Here is a 20,330-nt window from a genome sequence, read left to right on the forward strand (position 1 = left end):
GAAAAACAAAGAGTACAGTTTCTGATGTGCTCTATGTGTCTATGTGGTATAGGAGATAGAGTCACACGCTGGAATGGCTGAACAGTCCGGGTAAAACGGTGGTTTTCCCGGAAATTGTTTCAAGCGTTATGAACAGCAAAACTCTATCCAACTCCTTCCGGCACTGGTCGAAGCCTGCTTCGCTGCCACTGCTCCTGAGTGTGCTGTGCGTCGAAACCGGCTCGGGGCAGTCCGTCCGCGGCCCGGTTCCGGCAGTCAGCCACAACACAGCCATCGCTTCGTCAACCGCATTCCTTGTTGCTAACGCCAAAGCAAGCCGGCCAGCCAGCCAGAACGTACTTGCCGACATCACGGTGTCGGGCAAAGTTGTTGATGCGCAGGGGGGCGGATTGCCGGGCGTCAGTATTTCCATCAAAGGCACGACGCGTGGCACTACGTCGAACGTCGACGGCACCTTCCAGCTCAGCGTTTCTGGCCCCGAAGATGTGCTGGTGTTCAGCTTCATTGGCTACACCACGCAGGAGATCGTGGTCGGCACGCAGACGGTAATTAACATCACGATGGCCGAAGATAACCAGACCCTGAACGAGGTGGTCGTGGTCGGCTATGGCACCCAGCGGAAACGCGACGTAACCGGCTCCATCGCCAGAGTGCAGGGCGAAGACATCATTAAATACCCCGTACAGACGCCGACCCAGGCCATCCAGAGTAAAATGGCGGGGGTGCAGATCATTGCCTCGGGCCAGCCCAACTCCCAGCCCCAGATCCGCGTACGGGGTACCGGTTCGGCACTCGCGGGGGTTAACCCGCTCTATGTGGTTGACGGGGTACTGACCGACGACATCCGGAACATCAACAACACCGATATCCTCAGCATTGAGGTGCTGAAAGATGCGTCGGCCGCGATCTATGGGGTACGGGCCGCCAACGGGGTGGTGATCATTACGACCCGCAAAGGCAAATCGGGGGCAACGCAGGTGCGCTACGATGCCAATATCGGTTTCCGGCAGGCCTCGAACCTGGTGCAGATGGCCAACCGCGATCAGTACATCAGTTACCTGCGCGACGCCGCGCCTAACCAGAACGTCAGCAATCCGCCGCTGACCACCGATCAGACCGTAAACTGGTATGATCTAGTACTGCGGAATGCCCCGCAGTCAAGCCACAACATCTCGATTTCGGGCGGTGGCGAACGGAACACGTTCTTTATCAGTGGCGGCTACTTCACCGATTACGGGGTGGTGAATACCAACGACTTCAAGCGGCTGACCTTCCGTGCCAACAACGAAGTTAAGCTCTCAAACAAACTGACGTTCAGCAACCAGCTGTCGTTTTCGCGCGGCAACGAACGGGCCGTTGAGCTGGGCGACACCTACCGCAGCGTATACCGGGCCTCTCCGATTGTGCCGGGCAAAGTCGGCGATAAATACGGCAACCTGTCGGCATTCGGCAACGTGGGCAACCCACTCCTGGGCATCGAATCGCGGAACCAGCGGATTCTGAATAACCGATTTCAGGGCAACGTGGCCCTCGACTACAAACCCGTCGAATGGCTGCGGCTACACTCAGGCTTCAACACCGACCTCGTGTTTAACCGCGACCGGACGTATCTGAGCAGTTTTGAAAACGATGCCAATACCTTTATCACGGCGGGCGGGAACCAGCGACGGCAGAACAGCCAGCTGAGCCTGACCGATAATAAATCACTGCGGTATATTTTCGACAACACCGTTACATTCGATAAAACGTTTGGCAAACACGGCGTTACGTTTCTCGTCGGGTCGGTGACGGAGCAGTTTACGTCGGATTTTATCAGCGGCTCACGCATCAATGTACCCAATAACCCCAATCAGTGGTACCTCGGTCTGGGTAATCCCGATCAGCAGTCGTCGAACAACAGCGGGGGCGATTTGCAGACGCGGCAGTCGTTTGTGTCGCGCATCAACTACAGCCTCAACGACCGCTACCTGCTCAACGCCTCGATCCGGGCCGACGGCAGCTCTAAATTCCGCGAGCGCTGGGGCTATTTCCCGACGGTGGGTGTCGGCTGGGTTATTTCGGAAGAGAACTTCATGAAAAGCCAGTCGCTCTTTAACTTCATGAAACTGCGGGGCAGCTGGGGGATTCTGGGGAACGATAACATCGAAAGCAGCGCCTATATCCTGACTGCTGCGGTGAACATTCCGTACTTCTTCAACAACGGCCTGACCCTCGGCACCGCCATTCAGGATATTAAGGACCAGCAGCTGAAGTGGGAGCGGACTGAGCAGATCGACGCCGGTCTGGAGTTTGTGATGCTGGGCAACAAGCTCTCGGGAGAAATTGACTATTACAGTAAAACTACCCGCGACGCCCTCGCCTACCGCATCATCCCGGCCATTTTCGGCGATCCCGACAACCAGTTGCTGACCAACATCGCCTCGTTCCGGAACCGTGGTTTTGAATTTTCGCTGAACTGGAAAGACGAAATCAAAAAGGGCTTTACCTACAGCATCGGCGGTAACCTGACCTTGAACAAAAATGAACTCGTCGGCCTTAACGGCGGACAGGCACTTCTGGCCGGTTCGGTCGGGCAGCAGGGGCTCGTAACGCGGACCGACAACGGGCAGCCGGTGGGTAGTTTCTACGTGCTGAATGCCATCGGCATTTTCCAGAATCAGGCCGAAATCGACGCCTCGCCGGTGTTTGGTACCCGCGCCAACGTTCGCCCGGGCGACCTGAAATACCAGGACATCAACAACGACGGCGTCATCAATACCGACGACCGGATATATGCCGGTTCGTACCAGCCGAAACTTTACTACGGCATCAACCTGAGCCTGAGTTACATGGGTTTTGACCTGGCCGCCGATGTATACGGCAACGCCGGTAATAAAATCTATAACGGCAAGAAGGCTTTCCGCTTCGAAAACACCGACAACATCGAAGCCGCCTATGCCGATGCCCGCTGGCAGCAGGACCGCCCGTCGCAGACCGATCCGCGCATCATCACCTCGGCGACACCGGCATCCACCTACTTTGTGGAATCCGGCTCGTTTGTCCGGCTCAACAACCTCACGCTCGGGTATACGGTCCCGTCGTCGGTGCTGAGCAAGGTAAAGATTCAGACGGCGCGGCTCTACGTGACCTCGCAGAACCTGTTTACGGCCAAAAAATTCAGCGGGTTCAGCCCCGAATTGCAGGGCGGTCCGCTGGAGTCAGGCATCGAACTGAACGCGTATCCGACCACCCGCACATTTGCCGTCGGGCTTAACCTGGGCTTCTAATCCAAAGACATCATCATCGTAACTATCCCCCTGCTAAAGCAAGGGGGCTTTAATCCTCACCGTTGGTAGGTGTACGCACAAACCAACGGGGAATTTTCAGGGTGAGTTACAAAACACCCCCGACTAGCCGAAGCTAGTTTAAGAAGTTCAAATTATTTTGAACGTGTTTTAGAAGCTGTTTACCACGAGGGTGCCTTAACACGCTTTGGTTTTACAACCCCGCGTTTTAGGGGTTAACCGACAGACCATACCTCAAACCGGGCCGCCGGAGCGGAACAGAAACGAAGATACACAAAAGCACGCTAATAACCAATGTTTAACACAGGAATTGAGCTTACCCGCGCACTGGCTTTGGCGACCCGCCTGCCGCGATTCCTTCCCGCCGTAAACGGACGGGGTTTCCTCGCGGGGTTATCATGAATCATACACGAAACATACTGGGCATACTGGCCATTGCTGCGGCTTCGGCGGCGGGGCTGACAGCCTGTAAAAACTTTCTGGATGCCGCCCCGCAGGGTCAGATCGAAGAAACGGCGATCCGGAACGACCCTGCTGCCGCCCAAAACCTCGTGACGGGCGTATACAATACCATGTGGGACGGCAGCATGCACGGCTTCGACTATGTGGGCATGACCGACATTGCCTCCGACGACGCCGATAAGGGCAGCACCGCCACCGACGGCGCCAACACCTACGGCACCTTCGACAACCTGAACCCGACGGCGGGCGTCGGCAACCTCAACAACGTATGGTCGGCTTATTTCCGGGCCATTGCCAAGGCCAATCAGGCGCTGACCCTCATTCCGCTCAGCCCTGCCGACCAGACTACCCGCAACCGCCTTGAAGGCGAAGTACGGTTTCTGCGGGCATACTTTTATTTCAACCTGGTCCGGTTTTTCGGGGGGGTACCGCTGATTACGAACGTGCCGCCGGTCGAAGAGATCAACAACAATCAGTTGCAGGCACGGGCCACGAAACAGGCTGTTTACGACTTCATCATCAGCGAACTGCGGTTTGCGGCCAACAACCTGCCCGTAAAAGCGCAGACCCAGACCGGCCGCGCCACCAAAGCAGCGGCGATGGGGATGCTGGCGAAGGTCTATCTGTACCAGAAAAACTGGCAGCAGGCTTATAATCTGACCGACTCGATCATTAAAAATCAGGTCGGGACCTACGATCTGCTGCCGAACTATGCCAACATCTGGCGCGAGGTCGGGGCCAACAGCGTGGAGTCGCTCTTTGAGGTGCAGACCGGCACCAACCTGGCCTGTAACGCCGCCATTCCGATTTACGTGGTTTCGCAGGGCCCGCGGGCGGGTGGCAAACGCGGCTGGTCCGACTTGGGTTTCGGGTTCAACACGCCGTCGCAGTCGCTGCTGAACGAGTACGAGGCCAATGACCGCCGCCGCGACGCCACAATCATCGTCATCAATCCGGCCCCGCGCGGCACGGTGTTGTGGGACGGCTACCGGCTGCCGAGCCGCGACTCGGTGGAAAACGACCGGTATAACTACAAAGCCTACCACAGCCGGACGGCCGAGCGTAATTGCGGCGTCAACGACCGGTTGCCGAAAAACCTGCGGGTGCTGCGGCTGGGCGAAATTCTGTTGATTCACGCCGAAGCAGCCCTCGGTATCGGCCGCAGTGCCGACGCTCTGACCGACATCAACCGCCTGCGTTCGCGGGCTGGCCTGACCGCGCAGACGAACATCGACCTGACGAAAATCTGGCACGAGCGCCGCGTTGAAATGGCGATGGAGCAGGACCGCTTCTTCGACATCGTGCGGCAGGAAGACGTACAGTCGGGGCGCGCGGTGCAGGCCTATGCGGCCCACGGCAAGACCTTCGTGAAGGGCAAAAACGAGGTATTCCCGATTCCGCAAACGCAGATCCAGCTCAGCGGCGGGATACTGACGCAGAATCCGGGGTATTGATAACAAGCTAATTATCAATATTTATTGCACCACATAGCCACATAGAAAACATAGCTTTTAGCTAATGTGCCCTATGTGTCTATGTGGTAAACCCAATTAGTATCTTGTTGGTCTGCACCTTATGACATTGGCCAACAGCGCGAAAAACAAACCACGACACCCGCCATGTCGTGGTTTTTCCGTTTTTTTACGTCATGGATAACCAACCCGTACGCATTACCGTTGTTGGTGGAGGAAGCTGGGCGACCGCCATCATCAAAATATTGTCGGAAAACAACGTCAACATCCGGTGGTGGCTTCGGAATGAAGCCGACGCCAACCATATCAAGAAATTTCATCACAACCCCGGTTATTTAAGCGACGTCCGGATTTCGCCCCGGAAAGTCCGTGTCTGCACCCGTATCCGCGACGCCTTCCGCCAGTCGGAGTACGTCATTCTGGCGGTGCCCGCCGCCTTTATTGCCGACGCCCTCAGTCCCCTGACGGCCAAAGACTTTGCCGGCAAATGCGTGATTTCGGCCATTAAAGGCATGATTCCGGATAAGAACCAGCTTGTTACCGACTGGGTTACCGACCAATACGGCGTTCCGGCCGACCGCGTGGCGGTGATTGCCGGGCCGTGCCATGCCGAAGAAGTAGCCCTTGAAAAACAATCGTACCTGACCATCGGCTCGGCCGGTCCCGACAGTGCCGGCGCGGTGGCCGACCTGCTGACCTGCCGCTTCGTGCAGGCCTCCCCCCTCGACGATATCTACGGCATTGAGTACAGCGCGGTGATGAAAAACATCATTGCCCTCGCCTGCGGGATCACCCACGGCCTGGGCTACGGCGACAACTTCCAGGCCGTACTGGTGTCGAATGCCATGCAGGAGATCAAGCGGTTTGTCGATGCGGTCTACCCCAAACACCGCGACCTGAGCGGTTCGGCCTACCTCGGCGACCTGCTCGTGACGGCGTACTCCCCGTTCAGCCGGAACCGCACCTTTGGCAACCTCATCGGCCGTGGCTACACCATTCAGTCGGCACAGGCCGAAATGAAGATGATTGCCGAGGGCTATTACGCGGTCAAGAGCATCCACGAGATGAACCGGCAATACGGCGTGTCGATGCCGATCACCGAAGCCGTCTACCAGATTCTGTACGAAGGCACCTCCCCCGTCGCGGAGATGAACGAGCTGAAAGGAAAGCTGAAGTAAGCGCGTTGGGGGCTGACTGCTACCATTGTCTGTCTGCCTGAATGCCAGAAGAGCGCTAACCATAGCCATATAGGAGGCAAAAACATGTTAAAATCTTTGTTTTTCTATGTGGCTATGTGGTATTTAGCCGTTTATGTCACCCGGCAATCCCCATGAAGCTACTGAACACCCTGCTCTCCGTCTGCCTGCTGACGATGGGCGCCGCCTGCAACGGGCAACGGAAAACCGATACGCAGCAAGCCGCGAAACCGGCCCCGACCGTCATCCGGCCGTTTAAGGCGGCATCCGCGCCTCCGGACTTCGACACAACCCTCGTCAGTCAGTACATCCGGAGCATTTTTCAGGACTCGAAAGGGCAGTTATGGTTCGGCACCATTGGCGAAGGCGTGGTGCGGTACGACGGCAAAACGCTGACCTATTTTGCCCGTCCCGCCGGATTTATCAATAACACCGTTTTTGCCATCAACGAAGACCGGCAGGGCAACATGTGGTTCGGGACCGACCAGGGCGTTTACCGGTACGACGGCAAAACCTTCCGGAATTATGCGCAGAAAGACGGGCTGACCCACCTCGACATTACCCGCAAAGGCATCCTTGTCGACCGGACGGGAGCAGTTTGGGTAGGTACGCACCGTGGTGTATTCCGGTACGATCCGGTTGCCGACCAGAAGGGTGCACCGGCATTTTCCCCTTTTCAGGCATTGCCGCCGGTCAACGTAGCGGGCATCCTGGAAGACCGCAGCGGGGCAATCTGGTTTGCGACCTCGGACAAAGGCGTTTTCCGCTATGACGGCCAAACCATGACCACGCCGGTACAACAGGAAGAACTCGGCGAAAACTATGCGGGCGGCATCGCGCAGGACAAAGCCGGCAACCTGTGGTTTACCTTTAAAAACGGCATCTGCAAATACGATGGCCACACGCTGACCGAATACACGGCCAAAGACGGCCTGGGCGGCACCGAATTCTGGGGCATCTACATCGAAACTTCGGGGATTATCTGGGTAACGGCGCGGGGCAGTACCACGCGTTTTGACCCGACTATGCCCTTGCCGAACCCCGGGGCCTTTACCGTTTTCACACCCGCTGACGGCTTAACCTGCTGTGTGCAAAGCATGTATCAGGACAAGGCCGGCAACATGTGGTGGGGCACAGGGCAAGGGCTTTACCGCTTCGACGGCCAACGATTCTACCAGGTAAAGCAGCGCGGCCCGTGGTGAGACTGACGTAATGCCACGCCTCAAAAGAAAGTATTACCATACCTTAAAATGGTATTTTGTTTTTAAAATCTATTTACTTTCTTTGCGCTTAACCACCACTAAGTAAACACAATGCACCCATTGACACACAAGGTCTGCTTCTCCGACCGCCTGAATCAGGCGAGGGTTTCTGTTCTGTTTTTTTGGAATAGCTGATAGGATGTTGCTGTTGGGAAGGTGTTCTTTCCAGGAAAAGATGTGCGCGTTTTGTATTGCTGATGGAGAATTAAACTACCTGACAATACATAATACGCTATTCGCATTTTGTATTGTTTCAGCTAAGCTGCTGAAGCTAAAACAGGATACCGATTTCTATGCCAGCAGCTTATGCAGAAAACAAACTAAATATTTGAAGTATTTTGACATTTTTTACTTTTATCTCAGACAGGCGTAAGTTGCGTCTATTTGGGAGTTAGCGGTCAACTTAAAGAGGACACAGACACATAACACAATTTAAAAAATAGAACTATGATTAAAGCAAATCTCATTATTACGGTTTTACTGACAATTTCATTCCAAACATTTGGACAACATCTTGGATTAACTTTTCAGAATGCAGAGAAACAAGGAATTTCAATAAAGCATTTAGACAGTGTTTACACGAGTGCAGTGCATACTGACACTTCACTCGCAGTTTTCAAAACTGAATCTGCACAAGAAGCAATGCAGCAAGCATATATCAAACTATTGCAAGACTTTGGTAAATTCCTTTCAGAGAACAATTTTAAATGGGAAAAGCCGACAAGGTGCTTTAATAGAATATACTTTAACGCAGACGGAACAATAGATTATTTTCTGTTCAATTTTCTTGGAAAACCTGAAGACAAACCTGCTGAAAATATTGAAAATGAATTTCAAAGATTACTGAATGTTTTTATCTCAGACTACAAATTTTCTCTAACTGCTAAAACAAAGTTCGCCCAATGCAGTCCGACAACCTATATGCAAAAAAAATGACAAATATTATTGCCTACTAATTCTGTAAAATGATAAACGAAACAACCAGAATAGAAAGCCGAACCGCTAACAGCCGTTTTGCAAAAGCGGGGGTTAAGTGCTTCTATGACAGTGAAGTGCTAAATTCAAGCTTTATGCATTAAAGAAAGTTTAGTGCTAAAAATCCCCGCCTTCGCAAAGCGGCAAATCGTTGGCAGCAACCCTAAAAGAAGACAACTACAAAGAAAATAATTGATAAATGATATATATAGCTTTAGATACTTGCGTTTGGTTGGGATTAATAAAAATTGACCTTCACAATGACAATAATGTGTTTGAAGAAATTTGCTATTGGATAGAGAACAAACATCTTACACATATAACACCTGAAAATATAATCCGTGAGTGGGATAGAAATAAAGCTAAAAAGCTAATTGAAATTAGCAATGACATAAAAAAACTAAACAATACCATTATTAATTCTTTTAGAGGAACGTCAGACCTTGTCTCTGCATATCAGCCTGACACAATTGAGGAAATAGTTTCAAAAAGAATTGACAGAGTAGAAACGATTTTAAAAGTGTATTCGGAAAAAGCTGAAGAAAACCAAAATATTTATGAAGAAGCAATTGAAAGAAATTTTAATTGCTTAGCCCCGAATCATACAGATGACAGTTTTCGTGATACAATTAACATTCTTACTATTATCAATTATATAAAAAATAAAGGTTACACAGACTGTATTTTCTCAACTATTAACTACGCAGACTTTAGTGAAGGAAAAACCAAAAAACACGATTTACATAACCAATTAATTGATGATTTTAAAAAGGCAAATTTGCAATATATTTATTGTGATGAAGACCCATTTGCAAGTAAGCTAATAGGAGCTTCTTTAAGACCTGATCTTCCAAACTTTCAACAATATTTAAAAGAAAAGAAACGAGAAGAAGATGCGAAAATACTTGCTGCTAAAAAAGATATGACAACAATAACAATAGCAAGTCCTGATGCTGATTATCTTGAAAATATAAAACACCTTGATTTAATTCTTTCTAAAAAAACGCCTACGGCTTTTGAGCAAGAGCTTATCAAATCATTAATCGGCAGACACCAGAGCTACAAACAATATTTTTTCAATAATATCGGGAACAATGGCTTGGTTTAACTTTTTAAAATCAGAGGGTTATTTTGACCCAGAAAAAAATCCCGAACCAATTCAGGTTAAAGAAGGATTTCAGATTCCCTATTGGGAAGCATTAGGATATTTGGAAAAATTATCTATACAAATTAGTCAGGGGAATGAAACTGAGCTTATAGATGAATTGTTGACTGTAATTAAAAATGTTTCTGAACACCCAAAAGACAATTACAGAACTTGGTATTTTTTTATCAAAATTTTATCAAATATCCCTAACGACAGAATCCCAAAAGAAATTTTTCACTTTATTCCTGTTTGGACTTCGGGCAAGTTTGACACTATGATTCAAACATCTGAATTGTGTGATAAACTTCTTCCAAAATTTTTGAATGATGAACCAACGCAAGATGACATAGAAAAAGCCGAAATAATTCTTCACTATCTTTTTCAGGTAGAAAAAACTGTTGTTCAAAATGATGTTTGGGACGGCGAAGGCAACAGTTATCGTTCAAGATTGTATTTGTACTTCTTAGCCGACAAGTTTGAAAAAAGAAATATTACACCAAAAGTCATTAAGTATTGTTCTTCCGACTTTATTTTAAACCTTGGCAGAACACTAAAGTTCTTGCTTCTTGATTATTCGAAAGGAATAAACAGTTTATTAAAAGACGGAAATAGTGAATATGAAATTAAAGTTCAGATTGAAAAAGAAAATCTTTCAATTTCATCAAAATTGAAAGATAGTGAAGTTACGTCAGTAAATTCATCTATTTCAAATTGGGAAGACAAAAACGAAGATGAATTAAAGGAAGAATTCGTTTCAATTTTAAAACAGCAAAACATTAACTACACGCCGAATGATGAAAACAATGATGCTTTTCAGCGATTGTATTTTGCATTAAATACAGACCTTACATCATCATTTGGCTTTAATAGTATTAGAAAATTAGACGACCGATATTCAAGAGATGAAAAAGTATTGAATGTTTTCTCTTTAATATTTCGTGATTTACTTGATGAGCAAGCAAAGCAAAATCCAGAAAAAGCATTGGAGTTACTTAAAAAAATTTGTTTTGATAGAAAATATCGTATTCCGTTTTACAAACGTATTTCGCTTTACGTTATTTGCGAAAATTGGAACACGACAAAATCTTTATTTTGGGAGTTAGTAAAAGACAACGACAAATTACACATCTTCTCATACTACAAGTATCAAAAAGAACTTTTTGACTTATTGAGTAGAAATCAAAATGCGTTCAATAATGAAGAAATTAAAATTATTGAACGCATTATTGAACAAGGAAAGCAGGTTGAAGTTGAAGAACAAAGAGAAAAAGAAAACGAGTATTGGAAACTTGGCTGGTATTCTGCTTTAAAAGAACTAGAGCCATTTAAAGACAAATACTTATCGCTTTCAAAAGAGTTAAACATTACAAGCGAGCACTTTGAAGGTTTAGGTGAAATTCGTGTTAGAAGTGGTTCTGTTTCCCCTATTTCAAAAGATGATTTACTTGAAAAAAGTAATCAGGAAATTGCGGAATATATTAAAACATTTAATCCTCAAAGAAGTTTTGATGAGCCAAGTATTAGTGGTTTATCTGAAACATTTGGCGGTGCAGTTGAAGAAGAACCTGAAAAATTTGCAACAGAAATAGAATTATATCAAGATATACCTTATATCTATTCTTACCGTATGTTCAACGCATTTGGCGAAGCGTGGAAAAAAGAAAAAACATTTGATTGGGAAAATATTCTTCAATATTGCTTGGCCACTTTAAAAAGCCCAAAATTTTATAGTGAAGAACTAAAAATAGAAAATGATGATTGGCGTGCTAAATCTGATTGGGTTGTAGGTTCAATAGCACATCTACTTACAGACGGGTTACAAAATGACAAACACACTTTTGACATTAAGTTACTTCCTCTTGCAAAGGAAATTGTTCAAATTATTGTAAGTAATCTCAGACGTGTAGATGATTTGAAAGAAACGAATATGGACTACCCGACATATTCACTTAATTCAACAGCAGGTAAATCTTTAAGAGCAATGTTTGATTACTCGCTTCATAGAGCAAGAAATCTTTTTAAACGAGAAGACAAAGAAAAATGGGAATCAGACATCAAATCGTTATTTGAAGAAACCTTACAAAAAGGAATTATTGATGGTTTTATCTTAGAGGGAATGTATTTTGAACAGTTCTGTTTTTTGGACTATGATTGGATAATTGAAGAAGTAAAAAAACATTACAAAAGTAAAGACAGAGAGTGGCTCGCTTTTATGGGAGGTTTTGCGTTCGGAAGACCGCCATACAACAAAGAACTTTACACAATTTTTTACCCGCACTACGAAAGAGCCATTGACAATAACATTAGGCTAAAATCCTTTACTAATAATGATTTAGTTAATCATTTGACAGCGTTTTATTTTTGGAAATACGAATCACTTTCTTCTGAAAAGTTACTTTTAAAATTTATAAATCACGCTTCGCCCAACCAAGTTGACGAGCTAATACGCTTCATTTGGCAACAAGAAAATTACCCCAAAACTTTATCGGAAATAGAACAACAAGAGTTTCAGAAAATAATCATTGACTTATGGAAAGTCTTGACAGATAAATATGAAAACTCAAGTAATGAAGAAGAACAAAAAAATTTAGCAACGCTTTCTAATTGGATTGTGTTTGTTCCCGAATTAAATGAAGTTTATACTCCTTTAATTTTAAAATCTTGCAAACATATTGACAAAACATATTCAACACACGAATTGCTTGAAAACCTAGTTACCCTAAAAACAAAAGGGAATCCAAACACAACAGCAAAAGCCATTGGTGAAATACTTTCGTCTTTGAACTTTAGGGATTATATGGCGGGTTATGACCAAGATTTTATTAAGGATTTGGTTTCATTCCTTTTTGCTAACGGACAAAATCAAGTTGCAGCAGAATTTTGTAATACAATGGCTGCGGTTCATCAACAGTTCTTTTTACGAGAAATTTATGAAGCTAACACCAAATAAAATATTGACGACAGAAAAAAGGGCAGCTGCCAACAGCGGGTATGTGGCAATAGCGGGTGAAGTGGTAAATCGAAGGTCTGTGCTTCTAAGATACTTTGTGCTAAACGGACAGCAAAGTGCTTCTAATCCGCTACTGCACATACACGCAAACCGTTAGCGGTGATTAAATAATAAACACTATTATGCAAATTGTATCTGATTATGAGGAGTTATTCAAATTTAAAACGTTTGCTGAAAAGCGTAATGAGCATTCTTTGGCTCAACGAGCTTACGAATGCACTTATGAACGTTTAGCCAACGACTTAAAAAGGAAGAGCTCGCTACGGCGCACCGTTCCGGCCCGAAAGTTGGCCTGTCACAAAACAACATAAAAGGCGTATTAGTCACTGGGCTTTTTACACATGAGAATCGTCCACAGCATGCAGCTATACACGCAAACGGTTCATTATGAGAGACATACCTTTTCTACTTTTATTAGCCATTCCATTGAGCTGTACCAGCCATAAATCTGAAAAGCTGTCCACAACGAAACCTGATGCCAGCCTACCGCCTGCATACGTTTCCATAGATACAAGTGACGGGCAACCATTCCGGACGGTGATTGATGAAAACAATACCAATCTTCAGGTCTCTGAACAGGAGATTCAGTTTATTGACAGGCTACTTCAACGACATATCGACGCACACAACCGCAAATCAGATAAAGTATCCTTTATTGACCTGTCGAAATATAAACGCCAGTATTTTCCCACATTAAACGCCAAGAAAGAAAAAGAAGTAGAAATAAACTGTTTCTGCTCGGCTCCCGACAACGATGACTGGAAAACACAACGGATAATGGTTAAAGACGGGGGCAATTGTTACTTTACCATCACTGTGAACATAAAAACCGGACAGATTTCACGTTTCCATATTAACGGATTGGCATAGATTTAAGCCTCGTTGCCACGCATAGTGCCGATGCGAAACCCATATGTGATGCTTGTGGGCCAGGCAACGAACCATTATCTTACACCTTTAGACATGAAACACCTCAAAATCACCGCCGCCTTTCTTTTGTTGATGGCATGGCTCGCCCTGTGCAGCTACAGTTATATGTATCGCCGGATTGTGGTCACGCTGTTTGCCCCTGAAAACACGGTTTCCTTCAGGTACACAACGCGGCGGGCCGAATTTAACATACGGGAAGAAGTATCCTGGAAAACCGGAGAACGAAAATACGCTACCATCGAAGCCCATTTCAACCGCTACAGGCAGTGCCATCCGACAACGGCCGATACGGTCCTCTATCGCACGTTCCGGAAAGACGCCTGGCAGTTCTGGAACTGGTTTGCGTTTTTCACCCATCCCCGCTATAAGTTGCCGTACATCGATCCGGCTACGGTACCGCAAAGCCCCCGCACAATACCGCCAGGTATCTGTCCGGAGGAGAGCTGAGTCTACCCAAAAAGGTGTAGCTTAGTCAGGCGTTTCAGGCGTAAAAAAAACAGTGCACGAACAAACAGAAATAACAATACAATGAAAAAGGTAACAGGAATCGGGGGCATTTTCTTTAAAAGCAAAGACCCTAAAGCAGCCACCGAATGGTATCAGAAACACCTCGGCCTCGACACCAATCCATACGGAGCAACATTTGCGTGGTACGAACGCCCGGACAGCCCCCAACAAGCACAGACGCAATGGACACCGTTTCCACAGGATTCCGGCTATTTTGAGAAGGACTACATGATTAATTACCGGGTGGAAAACCTGGAAGCGCTGGTTGAGACGCTCAAAAACGAAGGCGTGACCATCGTTGACGCCATCGAAACCTATTCGTATGGCAAGTTCGTGCATATTCTGGACGGTGAAGGCAACAAAGTACAGCTTTGGGAACCCATTGACTAAACCCATACCTACCCGAATTTACAGCAGAGTCATTTTACAACAACACGTCTGATGAAACAACTATTTATCAACCTGCCGGTCAAGGATGTCGGCGCCTCAAAGGCTTTTTATACAAAGCTCGGGTTTACCGTTAATCCGTTATTTACCTTCGACGATCAGGCCTGCATGGTCTGGAGTGACCAAATCTATGTCATGCTACAGGCTTATGATATGTTTTCGTCGGGCAACCCCAAGCCTCTGGCTGACCCGGCCAACCATACCATCGCCACCTTCACGCTGCCGGTAGACAGTATTGAGCAGGTACATGAAATCGTCGGAAACGGGCTGAAAGCAGGCGGAACCGAACCCACGCCCATGCTGGATGAAGGCTTTATGCAGCTCCGCAACATTGACGATTTAGACGGGCATACCTGGGGGATCATGTATCTGGACCTGAATAAATTTAAACAGATGACCGGCCGATAACCGGCACGTTACCAGCCAACTGTCTTCGGGATGGAGGCTAACCAGCCCCATCCTATCCCACATAGTCGAATTTGATGCGTTATCTGCCGCTTGCCTGTTATATGGTTTTACCATGCCTTACGGGTACCCGTTGCTGAATTATATAACGCTCTATGAAAATTGGCTTAGTCAGACACTTTCACGTACAGAAACCGCTCCCGGAAAAGAAACTTTTGTCCAGGGATGACGTAATACAATGGTTTGCCGAATACGACCATACCGAAACCCTTGAGTATAAACATGTTGATCTGGCAGGCATTCCCTGGCAACACTGTTATGCCAGCCCGATGCACAGAGCGGTCAGCACCGCGCAACATATTTATACCGGTCCCATCAGCAAAATAACGGCACTACAGGAGCTGAACATCCTGCATCAGTTACCAGGCCGCATCCGCCTGCCGTTCCTGTTCTGGAGTACGCTTGTGCACGTAAAATCTTTTTTTTCCAATCCGGATACCGATGCTTTCCGGAACAACATCAGGGCTTTTCTGGACACCATTATGGCTCGCCCCAACAGCAATATTCTGATCATTAGCCACTGGTTTGTAATGCGGGTTATGCAGCAGGAACTGATCAAACGGAAGTTTACCGGCAACCGGTCCAAATCCATCGACAACGGCACGCTGTACCTGTTTGAACGCGTCTGACAACCAAATGCTGGAAGACAAGGGTGTTCCCGCAACCATTACCATCGTCAACACCAGACAAGACATCGCGGCCCGGAAAGATCCTGTGCCGGTGAAGGCAATTGAGGTAATTATTGAAAAAAATGATCGCCATTAGGCTTATAGAAGTGCGTGCAGATAATTTGCCGTATTAACCAACCCGTTACGCCTGAAACTTTCTAATACCGCAAACTCGTCCATTGCCGGATTACGCTTATTTAATACTAACTCCTTAAATGCCCGCAATGCCTTGTCATGATTCAAATCAATAATGTCTGTCAGGAAATCATCTGCAGCAACGGCTTTAAGATCAAAAGTTGCTAAATACTCGTCCGGGAAATCTTTGAGGTTATTGGTTACAATTATGTTCGCATTCGCTCTAATAGCAGCAGCCAACACATGCCTGTCTTTTTCATCCGGTAAGGCTAATGTGGGAATCAGGCTTTCATAATTCCGTACCAGGGCATCAGGGAATGCAAGATTAGCTTTATTTACCCGTTTAGCTGCCTCCGGCTCAGATATGCCTTTTCGTATCATAACCTCTTGCCACTCATCAAAAATAGTACGGCTCCACTTTGGCGTATATAAATCATAATATGCAAACCAAAACAGTAAATCCCTGATAACAACCGGAAAAACCACATTTGTATCAAGAACAGCCGTAAACCGCACACTATGAATCATAAAGCCCTATTTCTTCGTCAAAATTCATTATATCGATAATGTGTTTCCTCTGTTCTTCTTTCATCTGTTGCTTATACGTTATCACATCTTCCAGCAAAATTCGCCGGTGTTTACCTACTTTCGTGAAGGCTATTTTCCCTTCTTCCAGGAGCTTAACCAGATGAGGTCTGGAACAACCAAGGATTTCAGCGGCTTTCTGTGTTGTTACCTCTGCCGCAACCGGAACAATAGACATTGGCTTTCCTTCACTCATTGCCTTGAGAATTTCACTTAATAACTGCAAAGCCCGTAACGGAATCCGGATCCGTTCATGCGTTTCTTCGATTTCAATTTCTGTTTCTTCGGCATTAAGCAGCGTCAAAACGGATGCCAAAGCTGAATAAGACTCAATAGCTACCTTCTGCTCTGCTTTTGTAGGCCTTTTTATTTGTGCTAAAGTTTCCATATATCGCTGTTTTATCAGCAAATTTAAACAAAATATTCGCAACAAACGAAATATTCGCAACAAGCACCTACCAAAGGAGATTGGTACTCTACTTTCGTTATACTCCGGCTAGGTAAATCCGGAGAAGTGGAGGTATCTTGCTTCATAATCCTCTTTCGGTCAACACAATACATATGGACAATTCACGCATTTACAAGATGTCGTTTGCCGGCGTTTATCCGCACTATATTCAGAAGGCAGCGAAAAAGGGCCGTACAAAGGCCGAGGTCGATACCATCATCCGCTGGTGCAGAAGGTCCGCTACCTGGATAAGCTGATTGATGAACTGGCGAAGGGAAAGGCTATGGAGAAAATTTTAAGGTAGAACGGAATGCCATTCCGTTTGACAGCATAGCGAATATTTTGCGGGGATAGTCTTGACCCAAAATAGTATCACGTATTAATTTTGCAGGAGTACTGCCGCTAAACGTAGCGGCAGGTGTCATGTTTTAATAAATAAAATGTAAACCCTATCTTTTGTTTATTAGATTATGTCTGCGTTTCGTTCAAACATCACAAAAAACAAAGTAAACCCTCGTGGTCTGGTTGTGTTTTTTTTGTCCGGACTGCTCACAACCTCACCCCTTTTTGCGCAAACAGCCGCAAAGTCCGGCGACAAATCGTCGCTTAAGTCCGGCCTCATCAACTTAGAGGCGGCCTCCACCGAAACGTTCCGGTTCGCGACCTCGCTGCACAACGGAACCCCGAAAGCCAAACTGTATGACCTGCACGCGCAGCTCCCCGCCGGATGGGCCGGTGTGTTCAGGGTCATGGGCAGCCCCGTTACGGCGGTCAGCGTCGAGCCCGGGCAGTCGCAGGAAGTAACAGTCGAGCTGCTGGCACGCCCCGACACTAAACCGGCCAAATACACCGTGCCGTTTACGGCCACCGCCCCCGATGAGAACCTGAGCCTCAGCCTCGAAGCCGTCGTGAAGGGCGCTTACGGCCTCGAGCTCACCACCCCGACCGGCCGCCTCAGCGACGACATCACCGAGGGCAGCAGCAAGGAAGTGCACCTGCTGCTGAAAAATACCGGCACGCTCCCGCTCGACAATGTGGAGCTGACCGCGCAGACGCCAACGGGCTGGGACGTTTCGTTTGCCCCCGCCAAAACCGCGCGCCTCGACCCCGGTACGGTCACTGACGTGACGGCCACCATCAAGGTCCCCGGCAAAACCATCGCCGGTGATTACGTCACCACCCTGACCGCCAAAAACAACAACTCAACCGCCAACGCCACCTTCCGCATGACCGTCAAAACCTCGCTGTTGTCAGGCTGGTTCGGCATGCTGACCATCCTCGGCGCCATTGGTCTTGTCTTTAACCTTACCCGCAAATACGGCAGACGATAAGTACCATGGAAAATCCTGTCATTGACCTCAAGGGCTTGACAAAATGCTATGGGTCACTGAAAGCCGTTGATAACCTGAACCTGTCGATCAGCAAAGGCGAAATTTTCGGCTTGCTCGGCCCTAACGGCGCCGGCAAAACAACCACCATCCTGATGATGCTGGGCCTCACCGAGCCTACATCGGGGACGGCCACGGTCTGCGGCTACAATGCTACGACCAACCCGATTGCCGTCAAGAAAAAGGTGGGGTATATGCCGGACAACGTCGGGTTTTACGACAACATGTCGGCCCTCGATAACCTGGTCTACATCGGCCGGCTCAACGGCATTCCGGAGGCGGAGGTCACCGACCGCGCCCTCGATATGCTCGACATAATCGGTCTGGGCGGATCAGCCCATAAGAAAACGGCCACCTTTTCGCGGGGCATGAAACAGCGGCTAGGCCTTGCGGAGGTGCTGCTTAAACGTCCCGAAGTGATTATTCTCGACGAACCAACGCTAGGCATCGACCCCAGCGGCGTTAAGGAGTTTCTGACGCTCATCCACCGCCTGAGCCGCGAACAGGGGCTTACGGTGCTGCTGTCGTCACACCACCTCAATCAGGTGCAGCAGGTCTGCTACCGCGTCGGCATTTTTGCCGGTGGCCGGCTACAGGCGGAAGGCAGCATGGACAAGCTCTCGCGTACCCTCACCACGAGCGAGGGCTACATGGTCAGCATTGCGGTCCGCGAAAAACTGCCGGTGCCGTGGCCGCTCAGCGAGTCGTTACGGCAGTTGCCGGCGGTGCAGCAGGTGACGGTCAACGGGCAGGTAGCGGAGATCACGTGCCATGCCGACATCACGCCTGACCTTGTCCGGTTCTTTGTGCAGCAGGGACTCGATGTGATGGGCGTCCACAAGAAACAGTACGAACTCGACGACATTTATCAGAAGTATTTCGACGATCATGCAACCGAAACCAATACCCATGAAAAGTCCGGCCGTCTTTTCCAGAGAACGTTTACTACCTATCAGCAGGCATCCTGAGTGGTTTAGCCGGCCGGCAACCGCGCGGGGGCCGTTTAGTGTGATGGTCCGGAAAGAAGTGGCCGACCACATCCGGAGCTGGCGGTTTATTGTTCTGCTGGCGTTGATCGGGCTTACTTTTCTGGGGTCCATGTACGTGTCGCTGAGCAATATACGCGCCGTAGTGGCCAATCCGGAAGACACTGACCGGTTTTACCTGTACCTGAAATTTCTGACAATCACGGACGGGACCCTGCCGCCCTTCCACGTGTTCATGAACTTTTTGGGGCCATTGCTGGGCATCAGCCTGGGTTTCGACGCAATCAACGCCGAGCAGAACAACGGCACGCTGATCCGGCTGATGGCGCAGCCCGTCTACCGCGACAACCTGTTGCTGGCCAAGTTTGCCAGTGCCCTGCTGGTGGTCAGCTACCTGTTCGGTGCCCTGGCGCTGCTGCTGGTCGGAGCCGGCATCCTGACAACGGGCGTCGGCATTGAGCCGGAGGAAATTCTGCGGATCATCAGCTTTGTGGCGCTGAACATCGTCTATGTCGGGTTCTGGCTCAGCCTGTCGATCCTGCTGTCGGTCCGGTTCCGGCAAACATCGACCTCGGCGCTGACGGCCATTGGCATCTGGCTGTTTTTCACGGTGTTTTACAGCATCGGCGTCAATCTGGCGGTAAAGGCGTTTCTGCCCGACCCTGCCTATGTGTTGCCGTACGACGCTGTCCGGTATAATAATCTGGTCCTGAACCTCCTCCGGCTTGCACCCGGACAGCTCTATACCGACGCGACCACCACGCTGCTGATGCCGTCGGTACGGAGCCTGGGCCCGCTGACGATTGAGCAGATGGCCGGTGCAATTCCCTCGCCCCTGCCCTTCCGCGAGAGCCTGCTCATTGTGTGGCCGCAGGTAAGCGGGCTGCTGGCCGCCACGGTCGTGTGTTTCGCCCTCGCCTATGCTTCGTTTATGCGGCGGGAGATTCGGGGGTAACGCGGAAG

The 20,330-nt window shown here is 48.4% G+C and carries 19 protein-coding genes and 1 pseudogene; 18 read left to right on the forward strand and 2 right to left on the reverse strand.

Going from position 1 to position 20,330, the window contains the following annotated elements; translation table 11 throughout:
• Positions 1-128 precede the first annotated feature (128 nt).
• The 13 genes from AC23NW_RS23360 to AC23NW_RS23420 all read left to right on the forward strand — a co-directional run bounded on the left by AC23NW_RS23360 (position 129) and on the right by AC23NW_RS23420 (position 15,922).
• A complete protein-coding gene (locus AC23NW_RS23360) occupies positions 129-3,266 on the forward strand; it encodes a SusC/RagA family TonB-linked outer membrane protein (RefSeq protein WP_487452466.1) in 3,138 nt (1,045 codons plus the stop codon).
• Between the two features lie 416 nt (positions 3,267-3,682).
• Entirely contained in the window at positions 3,683-5,200 is a 1,518-nt protein-coding gene (locus AC23NW_RS23365; protein WP_487452468.1) for a RagB/SusD family nutrient uptake outer membrane protein, read from the forward strand.
• A 194-nt stretch (positions 5,201-5,394) separates the two neighbouring features.
• Positions 5,395-6,396, forward strand: coding sequence for an NAD(P)H-dependent glycerol-3-phosphate dehydrogenase (locus tag AC23NW_RS23370; RefSeq protein ID WP_293844772.1), 1,002 nt, complete (start codon positions 5,395-5,397; stop codon positions 6,394-6,396).
• Between the two features lie 152 nt (positions 6,397-6,548).
• Complete coding sequence (locus tag AC23NW_RS23375) at positions 6,549-7,616, forward strand: ligand-binding sensor domain-containing protein (protein ID WP_487452470.1); 1,068 nt, start codon at positions 6,549-6,551, stop codon at positions 7,614-7,616.
• A gap of 507 nt (positions 7,617-8,123) precedes the next feature.
• Positions 8,124-8,612 carry a hypothetical protein gene (locus AC23NW_RS23380; RefSeq protein WP_487452472.1) on the forward strand — a complete coding sequence of 163 codons (489 nt, stop codon included), beginning with the start codon at positions 8,124-8,126 and terminating at the stop codon, positions 8,610-8,612.
• A gap of 238 nt (positions 8,613-8,850) precedes the next feature.
• On the forward strand, positions 8,851-9,759 hold the full coding sequence (locus tag AC23NW_RS23385) for a PIN domain-containing protein (RefSeq protein WP_487452474.1): 909 nt from the start codon (positions 8,851-8,853) through the stop codon (positions 9,757-9,759).
• Positions 9,746-12,748, forward strand: coding sequence for a hypothetical protein (locus AC23NW_RS23390; RefSeq protein ID WP_487452476.1), 3,003 nt, complete (start codon positions 9,746-9,748; stop codon positions 12,746-12,748). The genes AC23NW_RS23385 and AC23NW_RS23390 overlap by 14 nt, the downstream gene beginning before the upstream one ends.
• 447 nt (positions 12,749-13,195) lie before the next feature.
• Positions 13,196-13,678: a hypothetical protein gene (locus AC23NW_RS23395; RefSeq protein WP_487452477.1), complete on the forward strand. Its 483-nt coding sequence runs from the start codon at positions 13,196-13,198 to the stop codon at positions 13,676-13,678.
• Positions 13,679-13,771: 93 nt separating this feature from the next.
• A complete protein-coding gene (locus AC23NW_RS23400) occupies positions 13,772-14,185 on the forward strand; it encodes a hypothetical protein (RefSeq protein ID WP_487452478.1) in 414 nt (137 codons plus the stop codon).
• An 81-nt stretch (positions 14,186-14,266) separates the two neighbouring features.
• Positions 14,267-14,635: a VOC family protein gene (locus AC23NW_RS23405; RefSeq protein ID WP_487452480.1), complete on the forward strand. Its 369-nt coding sequence runs from the start codon at positions 14,267-14,269 to the stop codon at positions 14,633-14,635.
• Between the two features lie 51 nt (positions 14,636-14,686).
• Positions 14,687-15,100: a VOC family protein gene (locus tag AC23NW_RS23410; RefSeq protein ID WP_487452482.1), complete on the forward strand. Its 414-nt coding sequence runs from the start codon at positions 14,687-14,689 to the stop codon at positions 15,098-15,100.
• 152 nt (positions 15,101-15,252) lie between these two features.
• On the forward strand, positions 15,253-15,786 hold the full coding sequence (locus tag AC23NW_RS23415; protein WP_487452484.1) for a histidine phosphatase family protein: 534 nt from the start codon (positions 15,253-15,255) through the stop codon (positions 15,784-15,786).
• Between the two features lie 7 nt (positions 15,787-15,793).
• Positions 15,794-15,922 (forward strand): hypothetical protein, encoded by a 129-nt coding sequence (locus tag AC23NW_RS23420; RefSeq protein WP_487452485.1) that lies wholly within the window; start codon positions 15,794-15,796, stop codon positions 15,920-15,922.
• Positions 15,923-15,924: 2 nt separating this feature from the next.
• On the opposite strand, the gene AC23NW_RS23425 is transcribed toward AC23NW_RS23420, so the two are convergent.
• Both AC23NW_RS23425 and AC23NW_RS23430 read right to left on the reverse strand, forming a co-directional pair.
• Positions 15,925-16,488, reverse strand: coding sequence for a VapC50 family PIN domain-containing toxin (locus AC23NW_RS23425; protein WP_487452487.1), 564 nt, complete (start codon positions 16,486-16,488; stop codon positions 15,925-15,927).
• Positions 16,478-16,933: an excisionase family DNA-binding protein gene (locus AC23NW_RS23430; protein WP_487452489.1), complete on the reverse strand. Its 456-nt coding sequence runs from the start codon at positions 16,931-16,933 to the stop codon at positions 16,478-16,480. The genes AC23NW_RS23425 and AC23NW_RS23430 overlap by 11 nt, the downstream gene beginning before the upstream one ends.
• Before the next feature lie 197 nt (positions 16,934-17,130).
• On the opposite strand from AC23NW_RS23430, the gene AC23NW_RS23435 reads away from it, so the two are divergent.
• From AC23NW_RS23435 to AC23NW_RS23455, 5 genes and pseudogenes are all read left to right on the forward strand, one after another.
• Entirely contained in the window at positions 17,131-17,250 is a 120-nt protein-coding gene (locus AC23NW_RS23435) for a DUF2200 family protein (RefSeq protein WP_487452590.1), read from the forward strand.
• Positions 17,223-17,297: pseudogene (locus AC23NW_RS23440) on the forward strand (DUF2200 family protein); the annotation flags it as partial. The gene AC23NW_RS23435 and the pseudogene AC23NW_RS23440, both read left to right, overlap by 28 nt.
• A gap of 166 nt (positions 17,298-17,463) precedes the next feature.
• Positions 17,464-18,324, forward strand: coding sequence for a COG1470 family protein (locus AC23NW_RS23445; RefSeq protein WP_487452491.1), 861 nt, complete (start codon positions 17,464-17,466; stop codon positions 18,322-18,324).
• A gap of 5 nt (positions 18,325-18,329) precedes the next feature.
• Positions 18,330-19,349: an ABC transporter ATP-binding protein gene (locus tag AC23NW_RS23450; RefSeq protein ID WP_487452493.1), complete on the forward strand. Its 1,020-nt coding sequence runs from the start codon at positions 18,330-18,332 to the stop codon at positions 19,347-19,349.
• Positions 19,291-20,322: an ABC transporter permease gene (locus AC23NW_RS23455; RefSeq protein WP_487452494.1), complete on the forward strand. Its 1,032-nt coding sequence runs from the start codon at positions 19,291-19,293 to the stop codon at positions 20,320-20,322. Before AC23NW_RS23450 ends, AC23NW_RS23455 begins: the two co-directional genes overlap by 59 nt.
• Positions 20,323-20,330: the final 8 nt, after the last annotated feature.

It is taken from the genome of Arsenicibacter sp. R0_47 (genome assembly GCF_057652235.1).